Source organism: uncultured Maribacter sp. (genome assembly GCF_947496775.1).
Classification (GTDB): domain Bacteria; phylum Bacteroidota; class Bacteroidia; order Flavobacteriales; family Flavobacteriaceae; genus Maribacter_B.
This window is the reverse complement of the sequence record NZ_CANMDU010000051.1, coordinates 1-631: the sequence shown is the minus strand read 5'-3', so window position 1 is coordinate 631 and position 631 is coordinate 1. Positions and strand designations below refer to the sequence as shown.

The following is a 631-nucleotide window of genomic DNA, read 5'->3' as shown; positions in this document are numbered from 1 at the left end:
TCTTGCTCCAGACACCTATACTTTTAGAGTTACTGACAATAAAGGGTGTATATATACCGAGAACTTTACAATAAACCCTGTAACTCCAATGGATGTTACTGGTACATTGGTCGCTAATGTTTCTTGTGTTGGTGCTGCAGATGGTGCTGTTGACTTTACTGTAAATGGTTTTGCTAGTACTTATGCATATACTATTAATGCTGGTACAGCAATAACTGCACAATCTGCTAATACAATTAACCTAACTGGTCTTACGGCTGGTGATTATACCATTGTTGTTACGGACGAAACTACAAATTGTACAGATACTAGTACTATTACGGTTAACCAACCTACAAATGCTTTAGCTATTGACAGTATTGTACCAACGGATCCAACATGTATTGCAGATGGTAGTGTCATTATTAGTGTATCTGGTGGATGGACAGGTTATACCTATGAAATTATAGACCCTAGTTCAGTATCCACCACAAATACAACAGGAACTTTTACAGGAATTTCAGATACTTCTGCAGCATATACGGTAAATGTTACCGATGCTAATGGATGTATTGTAACTGGAAACTTTACCCTAAACCCAACGGTAGCTCCTGTTTTAGAAGTGAACGCTAATAGCTTATGTTATGATAGT

1 protein-coding gene is annotated in these 631 nt (G+C 37.4%); it reads left to right on the top strand.

Features of this window, described 5'->3' with window-relative positions; all coding sequences use genetic code 11:
• Positions 1-631 (top strand): hypothetical protein (locus Q0856_RS18030; RefSeq protein ID WP_298507231.1); only part of this gene is annotated, 631 nt, incomplete at both ends.